Annotated in this window: 19 protein-coding genes; 7 read left to right on the top strand and 12 right to left on the bottom strand. The window is 60.7% G+C overall.

Annotated features, from left to right (window positions below):
• Positions 1 to 119: 119 nt before the first annotated feature.
• Entirely contained in the window at positions 120 to 1445 is a 1326-nt protein-coding gene (locus tag BT119_RS13925) for a sigma-54-dependent transcriptional regulator (RefSeq protein WP_072366076.1), read from the top strand.
• Here BT119_RS13925 and BT119_RS13920 read toward each other — a convergent pair.
• Positions 1422 to 1967: an AAA family ATPase gene (locus BT119_RS13920; RefSeq protein ID WP_072366074.1), complete on the bottom strand. Its 546-nt coding sequence runs from the start codon at positions 1965 to 1967 to the stop codon at positions 1422 to 1424. The two genes, BT119_RS13925 and BT119_RS13920, sit on opposite strands and share 24 nt — an antisense overlap.
• Positions 1964 to 2527, bottom strand: a complete 564-nt coding sequence (gene pnuC / locus BT119_RS13915) for a nicotinamide riboside transporter PnuC (protein ID WP_004413793.1) — start codon at positions 2525 to 2527, stop codon at positions 1964 to 1966. Before pnuC ends, BT119_RS13920 begins: the two co-directional genes overlap by 4 nt.
• A gap of 251 nt (positions 2528 to 2778) precedes the next feature.
• On the opposite strand from pnuC, the gene BT119_RS13910 reads away from it, so the two are divergent.
• Both BT119_RS13910 and BT119_RS13905 read left to right on the top strand, forming a co-directional pair.
• Positions 2779 to 3609, top strand: a complete 831-nt coding sequence (locus tag BT119_RS13910; protein ID WP_072366072.1) for an undecaprenyl-diphosphate phosphatase — start codon at positions 2779 to 2781, stop codon at positions 3607 to 3609.
• On the top strand, positions 3606 to 4040 hold the full coding sequence (locus BT119_RS13905; protein WP_032609763.1) for a DUF1294 domain-containing protein: 435 nt from the start codon (positions 3606 to 3608) through the stop codon (positions 4038 to 4040). The genes BT119_RS13910 and BT119_RS13905 overlap by 4 nt, the downstream gene beginning before the upstream one ends.
• Here the strand turns inward: BT119_RS13905 and BT119_RS13900 are convergent.
• On the bottom strand, positions 4035 to 4403 hold the full coding sequence (locus BT119_RS13900) for an MmcQ/YjbR family DNA-binding protein (protein WP_058396262.1): 369 nt from the start codon (positions 4401 to 4403) through the stop codon (positions 4035 to 4037). The two genes, BT119_RS13905 and BT119_RS13900, sit on opposite strands and share 6 nt — an antisense overlap.
• A gap of 126 nt (positions 4404 to 4529) precedes the next feature.
• Here BT119_RS13900 and pcaD point away from each other — a divergent pair, with 126 nt between their 5' ends.
• The 4 genes from pcaD to BT119_RS13875 all read left to right on the top strand — a co-directional run bounded on the left by pcaD (position 4530) and on the right by BT119_RS13875 (position 8633).
• Positions 4530 to 5321, top strand: coding sequence for a 3-oxoadipate enol-lactonase (gene pcaD, locus BT119_RS13895; protein WP_004413786.1), 792 nt, complete (start codon positions 4530 to 4532; stop codon positions 5319 to 5321).
• Positions 5322 to 5401: 80 nt separating this feature from the next.
• Complete coding sequence (locus BT119_RS13890) at positions 5402 to 6361, top strand: LysR family transcriptional regulator (protein ID WP_072366070.1); 960 nt, start codon at positions 5402 to 5404, stop codon at positions 6359 to 6361.
• A 74-nt stretch (positions 6362 to 6435) separates the two neighbouring features.
• Positions 6436 to 7044 (top strand): FMN-dependent NADH-azoreductase, encoded by a 609-nt coding sequence (locus tag BT119_RS13885; protein WP_072366068.1) that lies wholly within the window; start codon positions 6436 to 6438, stop codon positions 7042 to 7044.
• A 548-nt stretch (positions 7045 to 7592) separates the two neighbouring features.
• Positions 7593 to 8633, top strand: coding sequence for an alpha/beta hydrolase family protein (locus BT119_RS13875; protein WP_004413784.1), 1041 nt, complete (start codon positions 7593 to 7595; stop codon positions 8631 to 8633).
• 9 nt (positions 8634 to 8642) lie between these two features.
• Here BT119_RS13875 and BT119_RS13870 read toward each other — a convergent pair whose 3' ends face one another.
• The 9 genes from BT119_RS13870 to treZ form a co-directional block, all read right to left on the bottom strand.
• Positions 8643 to 9296 (bottom strand): glycosyltransferase family 2 protein, encoded by a 654-nt coding sequence (locus BT119_RS13870; protein ID WP_003364497.1) that lies wholly within the window; start codon positions 9294 to 9296, stop codon positions 8643 to 8645.
• Complete coding sequence (locus tag BT119_RS13865; RefSeq protein ID WP_072366064.1) at positions 9265 to 9891, bottom strand: class I SAM-dependent methyltransferase; 627 nt, start codon at positions 9889 to 9891, stop codon at positions 9265 to 9267. The genes BT119_RS13870 and BT119_RS13865 overlap by 32 nt, the downstream gene beginning before the upstream one ends.
• Positions 9888 to 10661 (bottom strand): PIG-L deacetylase family protein, encoded by a 774-nt coding sequence (locus BT119_RS13860; RefSeq protein WP_072366062.1) that lies wholly within the window; start codon positions 10659 to 10661, stop codon positions 9888 to 9890. Before BT119_RS13860 ends, BT119_RS13865 begins: the two co-directional genes overlap by 4 nt.
• 13 nt (positions 10662 to 10674) lie before the next feature.
• Positions 10675 to 11688, bottom strand: coding sequence for an acyl-CoA dehydrogenase family protein (locus BT119_RS13855; RefSeq protein ID WP_054081015.1), 1014 nt, complete (start codon positions 11686 to 11688; stop codon positions 10675 to 10677).
• On the bottom strand, positions 11685 to 13868 hold the full coding sequence (gene glgX / locus BT119_RS13850; RefSeq protein ID WP_004413777.1) for a glycogen debranching protein GlgX: 2184 nt from the start codon (positions 13866 to 13868) through the stop codon (positions 11685 to 11687). The genes BT119_RS13855 and glgX overlap by 4 nt, the downstream gene beginning before the upstream one ends.
• 156 nt (positions 13869 to 14024) lie before the next feature.
• Positions 14025 to 14426, bottom strand: coding sequence for a DUF2934 domain-containing protein (locus BT119_RS13845; RefSeq protein ID WP_072366060.1), 402 nt, complete (start codon positions 14424 to 14426; stop codon positions 14025 to 14027).
• 17 nt (positions 14427 to 14443) lie between these two features.
• Positions 14444 to 17227 carry a malto-oligosyltrehalose synthase gene (locus BT119_RS13840; RefSeq protein WP_072366057.1) on the bottom strand — a complete coding sequence of 928 codons (2784 nt, stop codon included), beginning with the start codon at positions 17225 to 17227 and terminating at the stop codon, positions 14444 to 14446.
• Complete coding sequence (gene malQ / locus BT119_RS13835) at positions 17224 to 19302, bottom strand: 4-alpha-glucanotransferase (protein ID WP_024663687.1); 2079 nt, start codon at positions 19300 to 19302, stop codon at positions 17224 to 17226. Before malQ ends, BT119_RS13840 begins: the two co-directional genes overlap by 4 nt.
• Positions 19292 to 21106 (bottom strand): malto-oligosyltrehalose trehalohydrolase, encoded by a 1815-nt coding sequence (gene treZ / locus BT119_RS13830; protein ID WP_004413771.1) that lies wholly within the window; start codon positions 21104 to 21106, stop codon positions 19292 to 19294. Before treZ ends, malQ begins: the two co-directional genes overlap by 11 nt.
• Positions 21107 to 21121: the final 15 nt, after the last annotated feature.

Below are 21121 nucleotides of genomic sequence, written 5' to 3'. Positions count from 1 at the left end.
TAGACCCAAACGGTACAACGCTGCGTCAAATATTTGCTAGGGTGATGAGTGGGCTCGCCAACAGACTGTTTATAAAAAGCTTTTCAAATCTTCCATACGCCGGGCGCCAAGGAAACCTCATGCATGGATCGGCCCCAACACGACGTCTGTTAATGCTCGACGGCGGTGACGACTGTCATCCATTGATCCCCGTTCTGGTCGAGGCCGGATGGACGGTGCAGGAAAGCCCATCGGGTTCGGCAATCATTGCTGATTGTGATGTAGGCCTGATTCACCTGACCCCCGATCATTTTGAACACTTGCCCAGGCTCGAGGCGTTGTTCATTAATAGCCCGGTGCGCTGGATTGCAGTGCTGGCAGCCAGTGATTTGCGCCGCGAGAAAATCGGTGATTTCGTCTGCCGCTGGTTTTTCGACTTTCATACGCTGCCTTTCGACGCGGATCGGCTGCATGCCTCGCTGGACAGAGCGTTTACGGCCGGGCGGCCGCAATTGCAGGGCTCGCCTTCGCAATTCAGCGTGGAACCCGAGTGGCTCGGCGACAGTCGGCCTGTCCGTGAATTGCGCAGGCTGCTGAGCAAACTGGCGCCCACCGATTCGCCGGTATTGATCAGGGGCGAACGGGGCACGGGCAAGGAACTGATCGCGCGCAGCCTGCATGTTCAGTCCTTGCGACGCGACAAACCCTTTATCGTGGTCGATTGCGCAGCGTCTGACGGGCAGTCGATCCACGCCGTGCTGTTCGGTCATGAGGACGGCGGGTTTGACGATGCTCAGGAACGTAGGGTCGGGTTGCTTGAAGCCGCAGACGGCGGCACGCTGTTGCTCGACGAGGTCGGTGAGCTGCCACTGGATACCCAGGCGAGCCTGCTGCGCTTTCTCGAAGACCGGCAGATCGAGCGCGCGGACGGTAGCGAACCGATTGCAGTGGATGTGCGGGTGCTGGCCGCGACCCGCGAGGATCTTGAAACGGCGGTGCGCAAAAAGCGCTTTCGCGAGGACCTGTATTACCGGCTCAATGTGCTGCAGGTCGGGGTAGCGCCATTGCGCGAGCGTCATGGCGATCTGGCGTTGCTGGCTAACCATTTCGCCCATTTGTACAGTCAGGAAACCGGCAGGCGGGCGCGCAGTTTCAGTCAGGATGCTTTGATTGCGCTGGGCAAGCACGATTGGCCGGGTAATGTGCGCGAGCTGGCCGGTCGCGTTCGGCGCGGGCTGGTGCTGGCCGAAGGCAGGCAGATAGAAGCGGCAAATCTCGGCCTGCTGGGTGAGGAGGACAGTGTTGGCAGCATGGGGACGCTGGAGGATTATAAGTCGCGGGCCGAGCGTCAGGCGTTGTGTGACGTGTTGACGCGCCACAGTGACAATTTGAGTGTGGCGGCCAGAGTGCTGGGTATTTCGCGGCCGACGTTTTACCGGCTGTTACACAAGCACCAGATCCGCTGAATCGCCCAGCAACTGCGAGACAGCGGTCAGCGCCTGTACGCGGCGCTGCTCCCAGTTACCGCCCACTACCCGGTAAGCCTGCCGGTGGTGTTCCAGCCATTCCCGGCTGGCGTTGAAAAAGGCCTGGCGTTCACCCAATTGCGGCTGGCAGCGCTGGCCGTCGCTGATCCAGTCAACGCCTTCAGGCGACAGCAGCAGATGCAGGTCATAGGTACGCCTCAGCAGTTGCTGTTCGATCCACGCAGGGCAGTCGCCGAACAGCGTGCGGCTCCAGAGCATGTTGCTCAACAGGTGCGTGTCGAGTATCAGCAAGTCTGGCTCGGCGCCGCGCGCGGCGTCCTCCCAGGCCAGTTGGCCCTGGGCGATGGCCGGAATATCGGCGTAAACGGTATCGCGGCCCTGCTGATCGATGAACTGCCGGACATATTCGCCGACCAGCAGGCCGCCGAACCTGTGTTGTATTTCCGCCGACAGCCAGCTCTTGCCGCTCGACTCGGGGCCGGTGAGAACCAGAACTTTCATCGCGCCAGCGCCAGATCGTTGCGCCACTCGCGCCAGCCCTGTACCGCCAGCAGGGTGAACAAGCCATACAGCGCAGCCGTCAGGTACAACTCTTTGTAGATGAACAAGCCGACGAAAATCACATCGAGCAGGATCCACAGCGGCCAGCACTGAACGCGTTTTTGCGCCATCCAGACCTGCGCCACCAGACTGAACCCGGTCAGCGCGGCGTCCAGCCAGGGCTGTGCTGCATCGGTGAAATGCGCCATGCCTGCCCCCAGTGCGACGCTGACAAGTGCGCCGACCGCCAGCCCCTTGAGCACCGAACGGTTCTGCAAGGTGGTCACCGCTTTGACCGGCAGGCCGTCACCGTGCCGCGTCCATTGTAGCCAGCCATAGACCTGCAGGCCTGCGTAGATGACCTGCAGGAGCATGTCCGAATACAGCTTTACGTCAAAGAATATCCAGATGTAGATCACCACCATGACCAGGCCGATTGGCCAGCACCAGGGATTCTGCTTCACTGTCAGCCAGACTGCGATAACGCCGATGGCGGCAGCGAAGAGTTCAAGCCCGGACATGGCGGCTCCTTGGTGAGGGTAGTGAGGGGCGGGGCCGGCGATTGTATGCGCTTCTGCGCGCTGCGTGCAGCTTGTGTTGCGCCAGACCTTACGTCAGCAGGCTTTGTGCGTGCAGGTCTGCTAGCATTCCGCGCCTTGCATTTGCGCGAGTTTCTTCAAGCTTCGTTCAGGCATGTGGCGGCATAGTGGCAAGCATTTTTTACACGACAACATTAAACAGCGAGCCTGCGGCATCGCTTCATGGGGGAATGATGGATCTTTGGACCGCTGCTCAGGCGTTGATATTGGGTGTTGTAGAAGGGCTGACGGAGTTCCTGCCGATCTCCAGTACCGGGCACCAGATCATCGTCGCCGACCTGATCGATTTTGGCGGCGAACGTGCCATGGCCTTCAACATCATCATTCAGTTGGGGGCGATTCTGGCGGTGGTCTGGGAGTTTCGGCGCAAGATCCTCGACGTGGTCGTGGGGTTGCCGAAACAGCAACAGGCGCAGCGTTTCACCCTCAACCTGCTGATCGCCTTCATGCCGGCCGTGGTGCTGGGCGTGATTTTCGCCGATACCATCCACCACTACCTGTTCAATGCCATTACCGTGGCCACGGCACTGGTCGTTGGCGGGGTGATCATGCTTTGGGCCGAGCGCCGCGAACACACCGTGCGCACCGAAACCGTCGATGACATGAGCTGGAGCGATGCGCTCAAGATAGGCTTGGTACAGTGTCTGGCGATGATTCCCGGCACCTCGCGTTCGGGTTCGACGATCATTGGTGGCCTGCTGTTCGGCCTGTCCCGCAAGGCGGCGACCGAATTCTCGTTCTTCCTGGCCATGCCGACGATGGTCGGTGCCGCAGTGTATTCGGGCTACAAGTACCGTGACATGTTTCGCCCTGACGACTTCGCGGTGTTTGCCATCGGCTTCATCACCTCGTTCATCTTCGCGATGATCGCAGTGCGCGGTTTGCTCAAGTTCATCGCCACTCACAGTTATGCGGTGTTCGCCTGGTATCGCATCGCCTTCGGCCTGCTGATCCTGGCGACCTGGCAGTTTGGCTGGATCGACTGGGCATCGGCCAAGGCATGACGGCGAGCCGCGGGTCGTCACGGCCAGCCAGCCTTGGCAGGCCGCCGGTACGGCAATTGCGCTTGAAGATCCTGGTGCTGTTGCTGCTGTGTGCGTTGCCAGTCTACGGCTCGGCATCGCTATGGCTGAGGCAGGTCACGCCGATCCCGGCGCTGGTCCTGATCGTCATGAGCCTGCTGGCGTTCGTGCTTTACCGGCATGACAAGCGACAGGCCGGCAGTGCTGGCCAGCGCACCCCGGAGAACGTCCTGCATGGTGTCGAGCTGCTCGGCGGCTGGCCCGGCGCGCTGCTCGCGCAACAGGTGTTCCGGCACAAGACCCGCAAGGTGTCTTTTCAGGTCGTATTCTGGCTGATCGTGCTGGTGCATCAGGCGTTGTGGATTGACTGGCTGTTTTTGGGCAAGCGGCTTGTGCAGCTGTTGCCGTTATAGCATCAGGCCGATCTGTTGCCGTTTCGGCAGCCTGCCGACCACCAACTGGTGCGAGCGGGTCAGCAGGTCGCGTAACTCATCGGCGCTCAGCGTCTGCAGGTCTGCCACGCTGATCCAGTGCGCACGCGCCAGGTAGGGCGCAGGTCGTATGCCGGGGCGATCCACGTAACCCAGAAACAACTCCGGGTGGACCTTGAACGCGAGGTCCTCGCCGACCAGGTCCATGACCGCGAACATTTTCTTTTCGGCGACGGAAAAAACCCGTACGCCGCCCCACTTGTAGTCTTCACGCGCGCCCGGCAGGTCGAGGCAGAATCTGGCGATGTCTTCCTTGTGCAGGGTCTTTTGCGGGCTCTTTGGCATGGATGCTCCCTGGGGTCTGACAGCGCACGGTAAGCTGTTCGATAGCCGCACGGATATTCGATCAGCGGATTGTATGCTGCTGCGACACTCATTAGTGTGCAGCTTTGCCTTTATCTGGAGTTTCGAATGTCTGCCGTGCAACTTGCTGATGGTCAACTGAACTACCTGCTCGAAGGCCCGGCGGGCGCGCCGGTGCTGGTCTTGTCCAATTCCCTGGGCACTGATCTGCACATGTGGGACAACCAGGTGCCTGCATTCACCCGTCACTTTCAGGTCTTGCGTTACGACACCCGCGGTCATGGCAAATCGCTGGTCAGCGAGGGCAGTTACAGCATCGAGCAAAACGCTCGCGATGTATTGGCGCTGCTTGACGCGCTGGACATCGACAAGGCTTTTTTCTGCGGCCTGTCCATGGGCGGGCTGATCGGCCAATGGCTGGCAATCAATGCGCCGCAGCGCCTGCACAAGGTCGTGCTGTGCAATACGGCCGCCAAAATCGGCAATCCCGATGTCTGGAACCCTCGCATCGAAACCGTTCTGCGTGACGGCCAGTCAGCCATGATCGCGTTGCGCGATGCCTCGATTGCGCGCTGGTTCACGCCTTCCTTCGCGGTCGCCGAACCTGCTGCGGTCGACACGGTTGTCGGCATGCTGGCACGCACCTCGCCACAGGGTTACGCGGCCAATTGCGCGGCCGTGCGCGATGCGGATTTCCGTGAACAGATCGCGTCCATCGAGCTGCCGGTGCTGGTGGTCTGTGGCACGGAGGATGCTGTAACGACCCCGGCGGACGGGCGTTTCATGGTCGACCGGATTCAGGGCTCGCAGATCATCGAGCTGCACGCGGCCCACCTGTCCAGTGTCGAGGCGGGTGAGGCATTCACTGTGCCGGTACTGGCATTTCTGACTGCCGAATAGCCGGGCGCGGTCCTAAGTCCCGGTCTTGAGACGCGGGGCACGGCGTTGCATACTCCCGGCTCTGAAAACGAGGTGGCCGGGTGTTTGATCTCAACGATCTGTTTTATTTCGTCCAGGTGGTCGAGTGCCTGGGATTTGCGCCGGCAAGCCGCAAGCTGGGGATCCCCAAGTCCAAACTCAGCCGGCGCATTGCCGGGCTTGAGGAGCGCCTGGGTGTTCGGCTGATCCACCGCTCGACCCGCACCTTTGCGGTGACCGAAAGCGGGCGTGACTATTACGCGCATTGCGTGGCCATGCTGGTCGAGGCCGAGGCTGCCGAAGAGGCCATCCTGCGTTCCAAATCTGAACCGCAGGGCAGGGTGGTGATCAGTTGTCCTCCGGCGTTGGCAGCGATGGGCTTCAACGAGACCATCGCCCGCTTCGCGGCCGAGCACCCCAAGGTTCAGATCCAGGTCGAAAGTACCAACCGACGCGTCGACCCGCTGACCGAGAACATCGACATTGCGCTGCGTGTGCGCTTTCCACCGCTGGAGGACGACGGCCTGGTGGTCAAGAAGCTCGGGCACAGCGCTCAGCGTCTGGTGGCACGCGCGGACCTGGCGGCCAGGCTGTCGGCAACGCCTTCTCTCGATGCGCTGTCGACACTGCCCAGCCTCGATATGCCCTCTTCGAATCACGAGCATCGCTGGTTGCTGGAGACGCAGCCCGGCCACTATGCCGAAATACGCCACACGCCGCGGCTCATCAGCTCGGACCTGGACATGATGCTGCAGGCCGCCTTGCAGGGAGTCGGCGTGGCACAGCTTCCCGAGCTGATTGTCAGGGAAGCCTTGCAGGACGGACGCCTGGTAGAGCTGTTCAGCGAGCATCGACCCAAGTGCGGCATCGTGCACGCTGTGTTCGCCTCGCGCCGTGGCCTGCTTCCCGCCGTCAGGGGCCTGCTGGATGCGTTCGAGACCTCGTTCAAAGAACTGAGCCTCAGTCCGGACTCACTCTATTGTTCTTTTAATAGAACGAACAGTCGCATTCAAGACCACTAATCATCTATTGCGATCAAGGATAGGATGCTCGCCACTTCATCGCTCAGTGGCGATTTTCTTAAGGGAGCTACGTTATGAAACTATTGCACCTCGACTCCAGCATCCTCGGCGATCACTCCGCTTCGCGTCAGCTGACCCATGAGGTTGTCCAGGCCTACCTGAATGCGCACGCCGACAGCCAGGTCACCTATCGCGATCTTGCCAGTGACGCGCTTGGGCATTTCTCTGCTGCCAGCCTCGCTGCGGCGGGCACGCCGGTAGAAGTCCGTGACGCCGCCCAGCAGCAGGAAGTGGCAGGCAACGAAGCCACTTTGCAGCAGTTTCTCGATTCGGACGTGCTGGTCATCGGCGCACCCATGTACAACTTCACCATTCCGACCCAGCTGAAAGCCTGGTTTGACCGGATTCTGATCGCGGGTCGCACGTTCCGTTATTCCGAAGCCGGCCCTGAAGGCCTGTGTGGCGGCAAGAAAGTCATTATCGTTTCCACCTCGGGCGGTCTGCACGCCGGACAACCCTCTGGCACCGGTCACGAAGAGCTGCTCAAGACGCTGTTCGCCTTCATCGGCATCACCGACCTGCAATTCGTCCGCGCCCACGGCCTGGCGTATGGCGAAGAGCCGCGTGCCAGCGCCATGAGTGCTGCTCAGCACTACATTCAGAACGAGCTGTTCGCGGCCTGATCAAAAGCCGTCTTCACGAAACTCTACAACCTGCACGGGGTTTTCCTGGCGGGTTGTGGAGTTTTTTTGTTTCTGATGCATGGCGATGGGCTGCGCAGAACGGCGCGTTAACGGGATACAACCTTGACAGCTTTCTTACAGGTAACGGGGTTCTTACGGGACTAGACTGGGTTTGTACGAAAAGTCGGCGAGCGAAGGTCAGGCAAGGCAAAAACAGGCGAGGAACGGCCGGGGTCGCGTTCAACTCTACGTGTTGTAAATGAGCATTCCGATTGGACTCGCATCCGAGCCTGTTTTTAACGCAGCATCACCGAGCGCAGCCACTTTACGTACAGAGCCTAGGGTTTTCGAGCATCGCCTTGTCAGGCTGGCGGGAGTATTCGCCCTCGAGAAAAAACAACGGGCAGTTTATGGCCCGGCTTGTGCACTATTTCTGTTTTCAACACTCATATCTGGGTGGGAACGGCGCGCTGGAGCATGATGCTCGACACAAGCGCTTGATGGATTGTCCGGGCGAAGTTCCGGATTTGCAAAGGTTGGGCCTTGCCATGGTACGTCTTTGTGCAGTGATGCTGGTTTTCCTGCTCGATAGCCTTGTTTCGGTGCACGCTCAGGCGGATGAAGCCTGGAGCGCGGGCTACCACCAGTTGAGTTTTCCTGATCCGCTGGATTCCCAGCCGGTGCAGGCCATCGCTTTTTACCCCTCCACCGCCGCCGAGCAGGTGAGCACCCTTCACGGCTATCGTGTCGAAGCCGGTGAAGAGGCGCCTATCGCAATGGGCCGCTTCCCCCTGTTGTTGCTGTCACACGGCAACACAGGCACTCCGCTTGCGCTGCATGACCTGGCCACTTCGCTGGCGCGTCAGGGATTTGTGGTGGTTGCCGTGGTTCACCCTGGCGACAATGATCGCGATCACAGCCGTCTTGGCAGCCTGAGCAACCTGTATGGCCGCCCGCTGCAGATTTCCGAAGCGATCAGCACGGCCTTGCTCGACCCCTTGCTGGCCCCCTATCTCAATGCCCGGCAAGTGGGCGTGATCGGTTATTCGGCCGGTGGCGAAACCGCGCTGATTCTCGCTGGCGCGCAACCTGATCTGCAGCGTCTGCGTCAGTACTGCGCCGAGCGCCCGACAGACCGCGATGCATGCAAGACGCAGGGCGAGCTTGTCGCAGACCGTGATGACCTTCACGCTCAGGCTGATCCACGGGTTGGCGCGCTGATGTTAATGGCCCCGCTGAGCCTGATGTTCGGCCGTCACACGCTGGGTGATGTGCACGTGCCGGTGCTGATGTACGCGGGGGATGACGATCAGTTGCTGGCGATCGACCGAAACGCAGAAGCGCTGGCGCGCAAGCTGCCGCAGCCGCCCGACTACAAGTTGCTGGCCGGGGCAGGGCATTTTGTCTTCATGGCACCGTGCAGTGACGAGCAACGCGCGACTGCGCCGTTGCTGTGCAATGACCCTGATGGCGTGGACCGCGAGGATATCCATCGTAACCTGAGTGCCGAAGCGGTGCGTTTCTTCAGCGCCGCGCTCAATTCGGCCGACGATGACCGTTCAGGCATGCAGACAGCGCATCACCAGTAAGCACGCCCTTCAGGCGTTCAGCGAACTCAGAAAATCACCGAACCCGCCCCTGGCTTTCGAGTCGAGGCGGGTGCTGGTGGTGACCCTGGGGCGGCAGCTCCAGGCGATCCGTGCTCCGATCAATTCCAGTTGCCGGACCAGATGCACGTCTTCATGGCAGGTCAAGGCAGGAAATCCACCTGCGCTGATATAGGCAATCGAGCTGACACCCAGGTTGGCACCATGAATGTGTCGGTGACCGTCACGGTGCTGGTAATGCTGCAGATAAGCAGCCTGCGCAGCAGCCGAGATGTCCTTGCTCCAGTCGCCGGGCGTCACCGTTCCGCACACTGCGTCGGCATCCAGCGCCAGCTGTTCGGCAAGCCAGTCACTGGCCACGGTACTGTCGCCATCGGTACACGCCAGCCAGCGTGCGCCTCGGTCGAGGAGAAACGCCGCACCCTGTGCGCGTGCCTGCCCCACGTTGCGCGCCGAGACTTCGAGAATCATCACACCATGGGCTCGTGCGATCTCCGCCGAGCGGTCAGTGCAGCTGTCGAGCACCACCAGCACTTCCACGCATTCGCCCTTGAGGTCGGGGTGGGCAGCCGCCTGCTTTATCGTTTCGAGACACAAGTCGAGTAACTGCTCTTCATTGTGCACCGGGATCAGAATGCCGATCATCGGAGAATTCCTGTTCTGCTACGGAGGTTCCATCACGACTCCACAGGTCCAGCAGGAAATCCTGTTCGTGATGACTGAAAAGTCGGTGCATGGACAATCGTGCAGCAAGGATGTCGTGGACCGCCTGGGCGTTCAGCGGGCAGCCTTCGATATCGGGCCGCCAGTGACAGGCGAGCAACTGGCCGTCCGGTGACAGGGCCGCCAGTGCACGGTCGATCAGGCCGTGCAGGTCGTCGGCGTCCAGGTAATAACCCATCTCGCTGAAGACGATCAGGTCGAATTCGCCTTGCGGCCATTGCTGTGGCAAACGCGCCTGTAACACTCTGGCATGGGGCAAGTCGGTCAGACGCTTGCGTGCCAGGTCCACAGCCAGGTTAGAGGTGTCGCAGCACACCAGCGCGTCGCAGCGCCCGGCAAGATCGGCACTGAGTTCGCCATTGGCGCAGCCGGGTTCGAATATCGAGCGGTAGCGCTCGCGGGGCAGGGCGGCCAGGGTCAGTGCGCGCTTGCGCCGTTCGTACCAGCGTTGCTTGAATGCCCACGGGTCATCGTTGTTGAGAAACAGCTCATTGAAATAACTGTCCTCGACGCTCATGTGAACACCACTTCAAAGGGGCGCAGCAGTCTTTCCAACACTGCAGCCGGCAAAACCGGCGAAAGACCGATTGCCGGATCACCCTGCAGCTGGCTGGTGAACGCTTGGGCGGCATTGCGTTTGTGGGCCAGGGTCACCGGATCGAGCAGCAGCTTGCGCGCTCTGTCCCATGGCAGACGTTCATCTTCGGGGTCGGCCCAGTGCCAGGCCCAGACCGGCACTTCGTAAAACTGTGCTCCGGTCGTCGCGCAGGCTTTTGCACTGGCTCTGCCGACCGCTTCATGGTCGCTGTGGCCATCTTCTGCCCAGGTGGCGAACACCACGTCCGCAGGGCCCAGATGCTGTTCGAGAAAGGCCACCAGCCGTTCCTCCGACTCGGCCACGGCGCCATCCTGAAAGCCGCAACGCAACCATTCGAGGCCCTCGGCAGGTATACCGAGGCGATTCAAGGCTTCGGCACTTTCCTCGGGCCGGGCTCTGGACAGACGATCGACAGGCCACAGCGTGGAGCCTGGATGGCTGGCTGTACCATCGGTGACCGAGATCAGTAACAGGCTGCGCTCCAGTTGTGCCAGTTGGCTCATCAGTCCGCCACAGGCCAGTACTTCATCATCCGGATGCGGGGCGATGATCACGGCTCGGCAATTGGTCGGCACCAGCAAGTCGGCAGTGATCGCTGGCAAGCCGTTCAGCCTGACCGAAGCATTCCAGGCAGCAAGGGATGTCCCCTGGCCGGACTCGTCATCATTCACTACGAACCCTTCGCTCATGCTCTATACGCTCTCATAGTGACCACGTCCGTGCAGCGGGCAACGCCTTGCCGACTGATTGGCCCAATGCTGCCAGGTCCTGTTCGGCGTGGCTCTGACGCAGGAAAACCGGCAGGTCGGTGATCAACCGGGCAAAGTGCGGGTCTTTGCAATAAGGCCCGGCGCCGACGGCCCGGCCCACATGCTGGATGACCAGATCGGCAGCTTGTTCGACATAGGCGCGGCAACGTCTGGCAAGCATCTCTGCATCGTCGGCTGGCGCTTGATCCAAGTGCGCGGCAGCTGCGCGCAGCACCTCGATTGCGGCATGCAGCGCCACGTCCGCAGCACCAAGGTGCGCAAGGGCGTGCGGCTCTTCGCGCTTGCCGACATGGGCCAGCAGGCGCTGCGCGATGGCGCGGGATGCGCCGTACCAGCAGGCCGCAATGCCGATGCCGCCCTGCCAGAAGCCAGCTCTGTCGAGATAGCCACCCGGCGCACCGATCGCTTGACCGACGGCATTGTCGAAAACCACATCGATGCTGCCGGTAGCACCCATGCCCACTGCGCGCCAGCCATCGCCGGTCATGTGTACGCCGGGCTGGTCAAGGCGCACTGCAATCAGTTGCTGCCGATGCTCGGCGTCCCATGCCGTTATCAATGCATGGCTCAACGCCGAAGCGCCCGAGCACCATGCCTTGCGGCCATGCAGGCGAAGTGCATCGCCAGCGCCGCTGATATTCACCCGTGCCTGTGGCGGCTCTGCCGCCCACATGCCCCAGGTGCTGAATTGTTCGGGGGGCGGGGCACCCAGTTCCGCCATGATCGCCAAGGCGTCCGTGTGCCCCTCGTACAACTTGCACAACCCCAGGTCGTGGCCTGCAACGCAGGCCAGCGCCCGCCAGCGCTCAAGTGTCTGACCGCGGGCAGGCAGGGGAAGCTGATCCAGACCTTCGTTGACCAATGCCTGCAAGCACTCGCCCAGCGCACGCGTATCGGCATAACCGTGCTTGCGCCAGTCGAGAAACTCACTCAAGGCATCGATCATTGCTGGTCTTCACGCTTCAGTTCGAACAGCAACAGCGAACGCGGCGTCACGGTGTATTCCGAACCGAACGCAAAGTGCTCCTTATTGCGTGCATCATCCTGATTGGTGTCGATCAGGCACTCGTAATGGGTACCTTCAGGCACTTCCGGCAGGGTGAAGTTGACACCGTCATGATGCGCGTTGACCACCAGCAGCAGCGTCGCGTCGGCACCCGCGCGACGGATACCGGTCTCCTGTGCACGACCATCCATCAGCATGCCCAGGCACCGGCCATTGGCATCGTGCCACTGCTCGACGCTCATCTCGTTGCCATCCGGAGCGAGCCAGGTCACGTCCTTGACGCCGATTTCCTCGTTGTAGTCGCCTACCAGGAAGCGGCTGCGACGCAGGATCGGGTAGGTCTGACGCAGCTTGATCACGCGGGTGACGAACTTGAGCAGCGCTTCGCCATCTTCGTCCAGATCCCAGTTGATCCAGCCAATCTCGCTGTCCTGGCAGTAGGCATTGTTGTTGCCGTGCTGGGTACGCGCGAATTCATCGCCCGCAACGATCATCGGCGTGCCTTGTGCCAGCAGCAGGGTGGCGAAGAAGTTGCGCATCTGACGCAGACGCAGGCTGTTGATTTCCGCATCTTCGGTCGGACCTTCGACGCCATGGTTCCAGGACAGGTTGTTGTTGCTGCCGTCCTGGTTGTTTTCGTCGTTGGCTTCGTTGTGCTTGTCGTTGTATGACACCAGGTCATGCAGCGTGAAACCATCGTGCGCGGTGATGAAGTTCACGGACGCCTGCGGACGACGGCCACGCTGATTGAACATGTTGCCGGAGGCGGTCATGCGCGCAGCGAAATCTGCCAGTTGGCCTTCGTCACCTTTCCAGAAGGCACGAACGGTGTCGCGGAACTTGTCGTTCCATTCCATCCAGCCTGGCGGGAAACCGCCCACCTGGTAACCGCCCGGACCGCAATCCCAAGGCTCGGCGACCAGTTTGACCTGACGCAGCACCGGGTCCTGACGGCAGGCGACCAGGAAGCTGTGGCGCTCGTCGAAACCGTCGTGGTAGCGGCCCAGAATGGTCGCCAGGTCGAAGCGGAAACCGTCGACGTGCATTTCCGAAGCCCAGTAACGCAGGGAGTCGGTGACCATTTGCAATACGCAAGGGTGGCTCAGGTCGAGGGTGTTGCCGGTGCCCGAGTCGTTGATGTAATAGCGCTTGTCGTCAGGCATCAGCCGGTAGTACGAGGCGTTGTCGATACCGCGCATCGACAGGGTAGGACCCATCTCGTTGCCTTCGGCGGTGTGGTTGTAGACCACATCGAGGATGACCTCGAGGCCCGCGTGATGCAGGTGCGCAACCATCTCCTTGAACTCGGCAATCTTGCCGCTCGCCAGATAACGCGGATCCGGGGCGAAAAACGCGATGCTGTTGTATCCCCAGTAGTTGGTCATGCCCTTCTGCAGCAAATGCTGATCGTTGACGAAGGCATGGATCGGCAGCAGCTCGACGGAGGTCACACCCAGCTTGCGAATGTGCTCGACGACCGGCGCTGATCCCAGACCGGCAAACGTGCCGCGCAGCTCTTCGGCCACCTCAGGGTGACGCATGGTGATGCCGCGTACGTGGGTTTCGTAGAAAATCGTCTTGTCCCAAGGCGTACCAACGCGCTGATCACGGCCCCAGGTGTAGGCCTCGTCGATCACTTTGCTTTTCGGTACGAAAGGGGCGCTGTCGCGTTCGTCGAAGCTCAGGTCGCCGTCAGGATGGCCGATGGTGTAACCGAACAGCGCTTCCGACCACTTCAGTTCGCCGACCAGTTGCTTGGCGTACGGGTCGATCAGCAGCTTGTTATGGTTGAAACGATGACCATTCTTCGGATCGTACGGACCGTACACGCGGTAACCGTAGATCAGGCCCGGGTGCGCGTCCGGCAGGTAGCCGTGGTAAATCTCGTCGGTGTATTCCGGAAGTTCGATGCGTTCCAGTTCGATTTCGCCGGTGGAGTCGAACAGGCACAGTTCTACCTTGGTGGCGTTGGCCGAGAACAGGGCGAAGTTGACGCCCAGGCCATCCCAGCTTGCACCGAGAGGAAAGGGAAGTCCTTCACGAATGCGAGACGGGGTACTGCCAGGGTTGTCTAGCGGGGCCGAATTATCTTCTGCCGGTGTAGTGGACTTCGTATTCATGATGACTTCCTGACGTCGAATGATTTTCTGAGCGGCCAAGACCGCTATCGAAGCCGCAGGCTCCGATACTGACGATAATCTAAGGGGGTGTAGCAGGCCTCATCTCTGGTCAGAGCGAGACCTGCAATAACTGACCGGTGCGCGGCCAGAAGAGTTTCAAGAATTCGACGGCTTGCGCGGCTTCTTCGGAGCAGGCTTGGCAGGAGCCTCTTTGGCAGGGGCGTCGGTTGCAGCGGCTGCAGCGGGCTTGGCCTTGGGTGCAGGTTTGGCGGCCGCCTTGGGAGCAGGCTTGGGCTTGGCTTCACCGGCAGGCTTTGGCGCAGGCGCCGATTTCGCTGCGGGCTTGGCTGCGCCTTTAGCCGGCGCCTTGGCGCTGTCTACCTCAGGCAGCTTGGGCTTGGTCAATTTGCGTACGCTGGACTTGTTCGGCGCCAGCGCTTCGGCTTCGGCCAGCTTGCGCGCCATTTCCCAGTGACGCTCGTCGTGACCGGAGGGTTTGCCCTCCGATTCCCAGATTTGGTAAGCAAAGTCGCGAATTCTTTTTTCGTCGGCACTCATCTTGAGACTCCCAGCTATTACATAGTTTGAATAAGCAGATTGACGGAAAATCTTTCAAGCGCTGCACTGAGCGGTACTTCCCGATCACTCGTCACGATAACGTCAGAAAAGAGTCCCTTCCAGTCAGAACCGGAGTCGGCAAACGGCAATATGATCCGCGTGTCGCCCCAATTGGCAGCATTAATCAATGGAGTTTGCGCAGTACCCAATAGTTCACTGCATGTGCGTGGTACTACGATGATAGCGCGCACTCCTTGCGTCTCCCGGGCAAAGGCCATCACCTGCTCGGCGTGACTGCCCTTTATTTCCAGAGGTTGATAACTGCCCTCGCTGAACAATACCGGATGTTCGGCGCGCAGGTTCAAGACCTTCGCGATCAGAGCCTGCTTGATGCGCCCGTCCTTCCAGTCAGTCAGCAGCTCGGCAACGCCTGCGTCTTCGGCCAGGGCCTGTTTCCGTGCAGCGTAGTCAACCGGGCGACGGTTGTCCGGGTCCACCAGGCTGAAATCCCAGAACTCGGTGCCCTGATACAAATCGGGAACACCGGGTACGCTCAAGCGTAGCAAGGTTTGCGCCAGGCTGTTGAGCGCGCCTGCGGTGGCAATACGGTTGGCCGTCGCACTGAGGGATTGGCGCAACGCCAAGGCTTCCGGTGCCAGCAGCAAACGCTCCAGAAATTCGCGGCAAGCGGTTTCGTAGGGCTGATTCGGTGCACTCCAGCTACTTTGCAGCTTGGCTTCGCGCAGGGCTTTCTCTTGCCACTGGACCATGCGTTTCGCGTATTCCTGGTGAGCTTCTTCACCCTCCAGGCTCAGCGGCCAGCTGCCCAGCAAGGCCTGGTAAAGCATCAGCTCGTCGCCGGCACTGATGGTCGGCTCGTCACCCTTGAGCGGCATTGCCAGCTGTCTCCAGCGCTCAACCTGTTCGGCGTACCACGGGGCGCACTCACTCAGGACCGCAAGACGTGTACGCGTATCTTCACCGCGCTTGTGATCGTGTGTTGCAGTGGTCAGCAGGTTGTCCGGAAACTTCTCCAGACGCTGCAGGCAGACCTGATGGAAGTCATCTACCGGCGCACCGAAGTGCTGCGGATGAAAACCCACATCGTTGCGCGAGAGCAGCACGGCAGAGCGGTAGAACGACGTGTCTTCGACCGACTTGGCGGCAACCGGGGAGGTCAGTTGCTGGAAGCGTACGCAGGCATTCTTGTAGAGCTTGCGCAGCGGGCCGCGTGGTAGTTTTCGCCACGGTTCGCCACCGAGCCAGCGTGCCAGGTAATCCAGCACTGGCCAGTCGCCTTCGTTCAGCGTCGCACGCGCGCCTTCCATTGCCTGCTGGAAATACTTGTCGTCCTGCGCCGAACGGCCGCATACCGAGATGTAGGTACGATAAATCGGGAAATTGACGATCAGCGCGAGCAGGGCACGGCGAATTGCACCCAGGGTCAGGTCGCGACTCATCAGGTCGCTGCGAGCAACCTGCAACAACGATTGGGCAACGTTCTCGAAATCGCCCGCCAGTGTGCCATGCAGGACCAGATCCCGGGCCACCAGCACTTCCTGATCGAAGTCGGCGGTACGCTCGGTCAGGCGGCTCCACAGCTCACCCAGAGGCTCTTCGCCCTTGGGGTCGTGTTGCAGCAATGACACCTGATTCATGAACTCGTAACCCGTCGTGCCGTCAACGCTCCAGTCTTCACGCAGCGGCTCGTCGGGGCCGAGAATTTTCTCGACGAAGATCGGCAGATGATCGATCTGTGCATGCTCGGGACGCAGCTTGAGCAAGCTCTTAACCCGGCGGTGCAGCTTGCGACCGTAGCCGCGCGGGTCCGCCAGACCATCGATGTGGTCGATACGCAGCCCGTCGACCAGGCCGTCGGCAATCAGCTGGAATATTTTTCCGTGGGTCGCCTCGAACACCTGTGGCCGCTCGACACGCAGGCCGCCCAGCTCGTTGATGTCGAAGAAACGCCGCCAGTTGATGTCATCGCCAGCGGTGCGCCAGCTGGCCAGACGGTAGTGCTGACGCTCCAGCAACCGGTGCAGGCGCTGGAAGCCTTCCGGCTTGCTCGAATCGAAATGCGCGAGAATCTGCTCAATACCCTTGAGTACCTGCGGGTCCTTGGCCAGCTCGGCCAACTCGGTCCTGGCCTGACGCGCGCGCTCATAAGCTTGCGGGAACTGCGCCAGAGCGGTGAAACGCTGGGCCATTTCCTTGAGTTGCGGGTGATCCACGGCCTGCAACAATGAGTCGTAGGTCAGTGGGCAGATCGGAAAGTGATGCTGATAGTGCTCGATGTAAAACGAGCCATGCTCGGCATCGAAGCGCAGCGGAATTTCACCGGCCTGCAATACCGTGCCGTAATCACTGCTCAGGAATGGCAGCAACAGCTGGCCTTCCAGCAGCGGGTCCGGCGAATTCCACTGGATGTCGAAGAACTCTGCATACGGGCTGCGACGGCCCCATTCGAGCAGGTCCAGCCACCATGGGTTGTCGGCACCGCCGACCGCCATATGGTTGGACACGATATCGAGAATCAGCCCCATGCCGTGCTCGCGCAAGGTCTCGACCAGGCGCAGCAGGGCAGGCTCGCCGCCCAGTTCCGGGTTGATGACCGTGGGATCAACGACATCGTAGCCGTGCATCGAGCCGGCACGGGCTTTGAGCAGCGGTGACGCGTAGACGTGGCTGATACCCAGGCTGGCGAAGTAGGGCACCAGTGGCACAGCGTCGTCGAGGGTAAAATCCTTGTGGAATTGCAGGCGCTGGGTGGCGCGCAACGGCTGTAATGGACGGGTCATTGATCACGCTCCGTAGCCTGCAGCCGGGATCGGGAAAGCAATTCCAGTCGTCGAGCAGCATTCGGGTTATCAAGCAGAGAGGCCGCATCGCCGGGAAGACGTCTGCGCCAGTTGGGGTGACTGTCAATGGTGCCGGGCAGGTTGGCCTGCTCTTCGACACCCAGGGCGTCTTCTATCGGCAGCAAGACCAATGGCGCACGTGTATGGCCAAGGTAGCTGATGCTCGCGTCGATGATCTGGGCCGGGTCTTCAGTACCGGAGGGCATACTGTCGATGTTTTGGCTCAAGGCACGCCGCAGGCTTTCATATTCCCGTGTGCGCTCTTCGCGCCACTGCGATTCATGCTGCTCGTCAATGTGGCCGAGGCGGGCATTCCATTCGATATCCAGCTCGCTGAGCCAGCCTGCGAGGGTAGGCAGGTCGTGGGTACTGGTGGTCGCCAGCGCTTGATCCGACCAGTCGAGAATCGGCTTGAACTGACCGTTGTTTTGTTCGAACAGCAGTACGCGCATGCCAAGAATCGCCCTGGCACTGAGTTTTTCGCTCAGGCCCTCAGGTACCGTACCGAGGTCTTCACCCAGCACGATCGCCTTGTGCCGCCAGGATTCCAGACTCAGCAGGCGAAGCATGTCGTCCAGCGGGAAATTAAGGTACGCGCCTTCACTCGGAGGCGCCCCCTGCGGGATGACCCATAGGCGCTGCAAGCCCATGACATGGTCGATACGCAAGCCGCCGGCATGGGCGAAGTTGGCCCGCAGCATCTCGATGAACGCACGAAAACCGTTGCGCTTGAGGCCGTCCGGTGAAAACGCGGAAATCCCCCAGCTTTGGCCAGCACGGTTGAGAATGTCGGGTGGTGCGCCGACGGTCAGGGCTGACAGCAGCTCGTCCTGGCGGCTCCAGGCCTGGCTTCCGGCGCCATCGGCACCCACGGCCAGATCGGCAATCAGGCCGACGCGCATGCCGCTGCTGCGTGCTGCCACCTGCGCGCGCTCCAGACCACGGGCTATGAGCCATTGGGCGAACGCATGAAAGCTGATTTGCTCGCTATGGTTTTTGGCAAACTCTGCGACGGCTTCACCGCGAGGGTCTTTGAACTGTTCCGGCCATTCATGCCAGTTGTTACCGATGTTCAGTGTTTCGGATTCGGCACACAGCGCTTCGAAGCGGCAGTGATTTTCCAGCGCTTCACCACCGCTGTGGCGGAAGCTGTTGAAGTCTTCGTGCAGTGGGTGATCACCCGCACTGAAGCCCTCATAAAGCGCGTGAAGCGCTTTCCATTTGGCATTGGCCGCAGCTGGCCAGTCGATCAGCGTCTGTGTTTCAAGACGCTTCATCTCGTCGCCGACACGCGCGTCTTCGATTGCCTGACGCCACGCACTTTCACCGAGAATCGCACCCGGCGACGCATACAGGCTGTTGAGAAACAGCCTGCTGGAAGGTGAATAAGGGCTGTAACGGTGAGGGTCGTTGGCGAACATGGCGTGGATCGGGCTGATGCCCAACGCGTCGGCACCTCGTTCCCCGGCAGAGCGCAAGACCTTCTCCAGTGCTTCGGTGTCACCAAAACCGCCATCACCTTCACGGCGCAAGCTGTAGAGCTGAGCGGTCAGTCCCCAGCCGTGCGGCTTCGAGGTGTCGGTCGCCATTGCCATGCTGAAGCAGGTTTTCGGTGCGACCGCGATGGTCAGGTGCTGGCCGGCAATTTCCAGCTGTTGGTAGCCGGGCGGGGCAAGTGCCGGAAGCTCTGCACTGGAGGTCAGTCTGGCATCCAGTGAAGAGCCGTCTTCGAGGTGAAGCGTAAACGGCGTTTGTGGAGCAAACCATTGCGACAGGTCCAGGTTGCTTTCTACATCGACCGTCAGCAGCGGCGGGGCAGTGGTGCCGTGACTGGCCTTTTGCAGGCGCAGCAGGCTGGCATCGATAGCCTCGCCGTTTTCAGCCGGATAGCCCAGCGCCTCCAATACCTTGCGCAGCACATCAGGGCTGACGGTCTGCGGTCGAGCGTTGGCATCGACCCAGTGAACCGACAATCCTGCCTCGGTTGCAAGCCTCTCCAATTGCTCATTGTTCATCCTGTTCCTCCAGAACATCGCTTGCTTTCAGGCTGACAATGGCCGTGTAAGCATTGAGGATGCCGCGTGGGGAAAGTTCGGACGATTTTTCGGCACTGGAGAATATCTCGCGGGCACCCGTTTGCGGCGGTGCGTCGACCGCGTGCTCACTGAGATTGAGATCAATGCGCAGTTCGCTGCCATCACCCAGCGTCCAGCGCGCACTGACCGCCTTGTCACCAAGAATATCGGTCTTCAGGAAGCGTGCACCCTGCAGGCGCGGCATGATTTCCTTGTGCCGCAAGGCCAGCAACTGCGTGTAGAACTCCAGCCAGCTGCGATGATCAAGGCCTATGTCGGTGTCGAGATCGACCGCGGAAAACGCCGGGCGCGACGCTTCGAACGTCTTGATGTCATTGGGATCAGGGATGTGCTCGCGCTTTTCCGGGTCGGCAAACGCGGCGAAATCAGCGAACTCCTTGCGACGTCCTTCACGTACCGCATCGGCCAGTTCGCCGTGGTGGCTGGTGAAGAACAGAAACGGTTCGCTGGCCGCCCATTCATCGCCCATGAACATCAACGGGATCATCGGTGAAAGCAGCAGCAGGGCGGTGGCGGCCTTCAATGCAGCAGGCGCGCAGAGCTGCGGGAGGCGTTCACCGAGTGCGCGGTTGCCGATCTGATCGTGGTTCTGCAGAAACAGCACAAAGGCCGACGGCGGCAGATGCGCGCTGGGCTCGCCTCGCGTGTGCCCATGACGCGTCGGTTCGCCTTGGTAGACAAACCCCTCGCTGAGCAGGCGCGCAAGCTTCTGCGTCGGCTCTTTGGCAAAGTCGGAATAGTAGGCGTCGGTTTCACCGGTCAACAGCACGTGGAGGGTGTTGTGCCCGTCGTCGTCCCATTGTGCATCGAAGCCTTTTTCCAGAAGACTGGCCTGGTTGAACTCGTTCTCAAGGTTCAGCCACACGTGCCTGCCCGGTTCAATGCGCCCGCGAACCCGCTCCGCAAACTCCGGCAGGAAGGTCTTGTCGCGAATGGCGTGCACGGCGTCCATGCGCAGGCCGTCGAAGCGATACTCAAGCAGCCACATCAGGGCGTTATCGACGAAAAAGTCGCGCACCTGCGGGCGCCTGAAGTCGATCGCATCGCCCCATGGGGTGTGCAGGTCGCTGCGGAAAAACTCCTTGGCGTAACTGCCCAGGTAGTTGCCGTCCGGGCCGAAGTGGTTGTACACCACGTCCAGAATCACCATCAGGCCAAGACCGTGAGCGGTGTCGATCAGTTGCTTGAGCTGTTCGGGCGTGCCGTAGGAGGATTGCGGAGCATAATGAAGAACGCCGTCGTAGCCCCAGTTGCGATCACCGGGGAACTGCGCAAGCGGCATCAGTTCGATCGCAGTAACACCCAGTTTGGCGAGTCGCGGCAGGTGCTTTTCCACGCCAGCGTAGCCGCCCATGGCGCCCACGTGCAGTTCATAGATCACCGCTTCATGCCATGGACGTCCGTTCCATGCAGTGTTTTGCCATGAATAAGCGTCAGGGTCGACTACAAGGCTTTCAGAGTGAACGTCATCGAGCTGTGCGCGGGAGGCGGGGTCAGGAACGTCCAGTTCGTGGTCGATCCTGAAGCGGTAGCGAGTACCCGCCTTGCAGCGGGCCTCAAGGACGAACCAGCCGTCGGACTGAGGCAGCATGGCCAATGACTGGCCATCCTGCAGTTCGACATTTACGAAGGAGGCATCCGGTGCCCAGAGGGCAAACCGGGTGTGTTCAGGGTCCAACAAAACGGCGCCGTGGCGCCAGTTATCGTCTGTACGCAGGGGCATCCATTAAATCCTTAA

The sequence above is a fragment of the Pseudomonas sp. NFACC10-1 genome (assembly GCF_900119195.1).
Taxonomy (GTDB): Bacteria; Pseudomonadota; Gammaproteobacteria; order Pseudomonadales; family Pseudomonadaceae; genus Aquipseudomonas; species Aquipseudomonas cerasi.
This window is presented reverse-complemented; position numbering and strand designations above follow the sequence as displayed.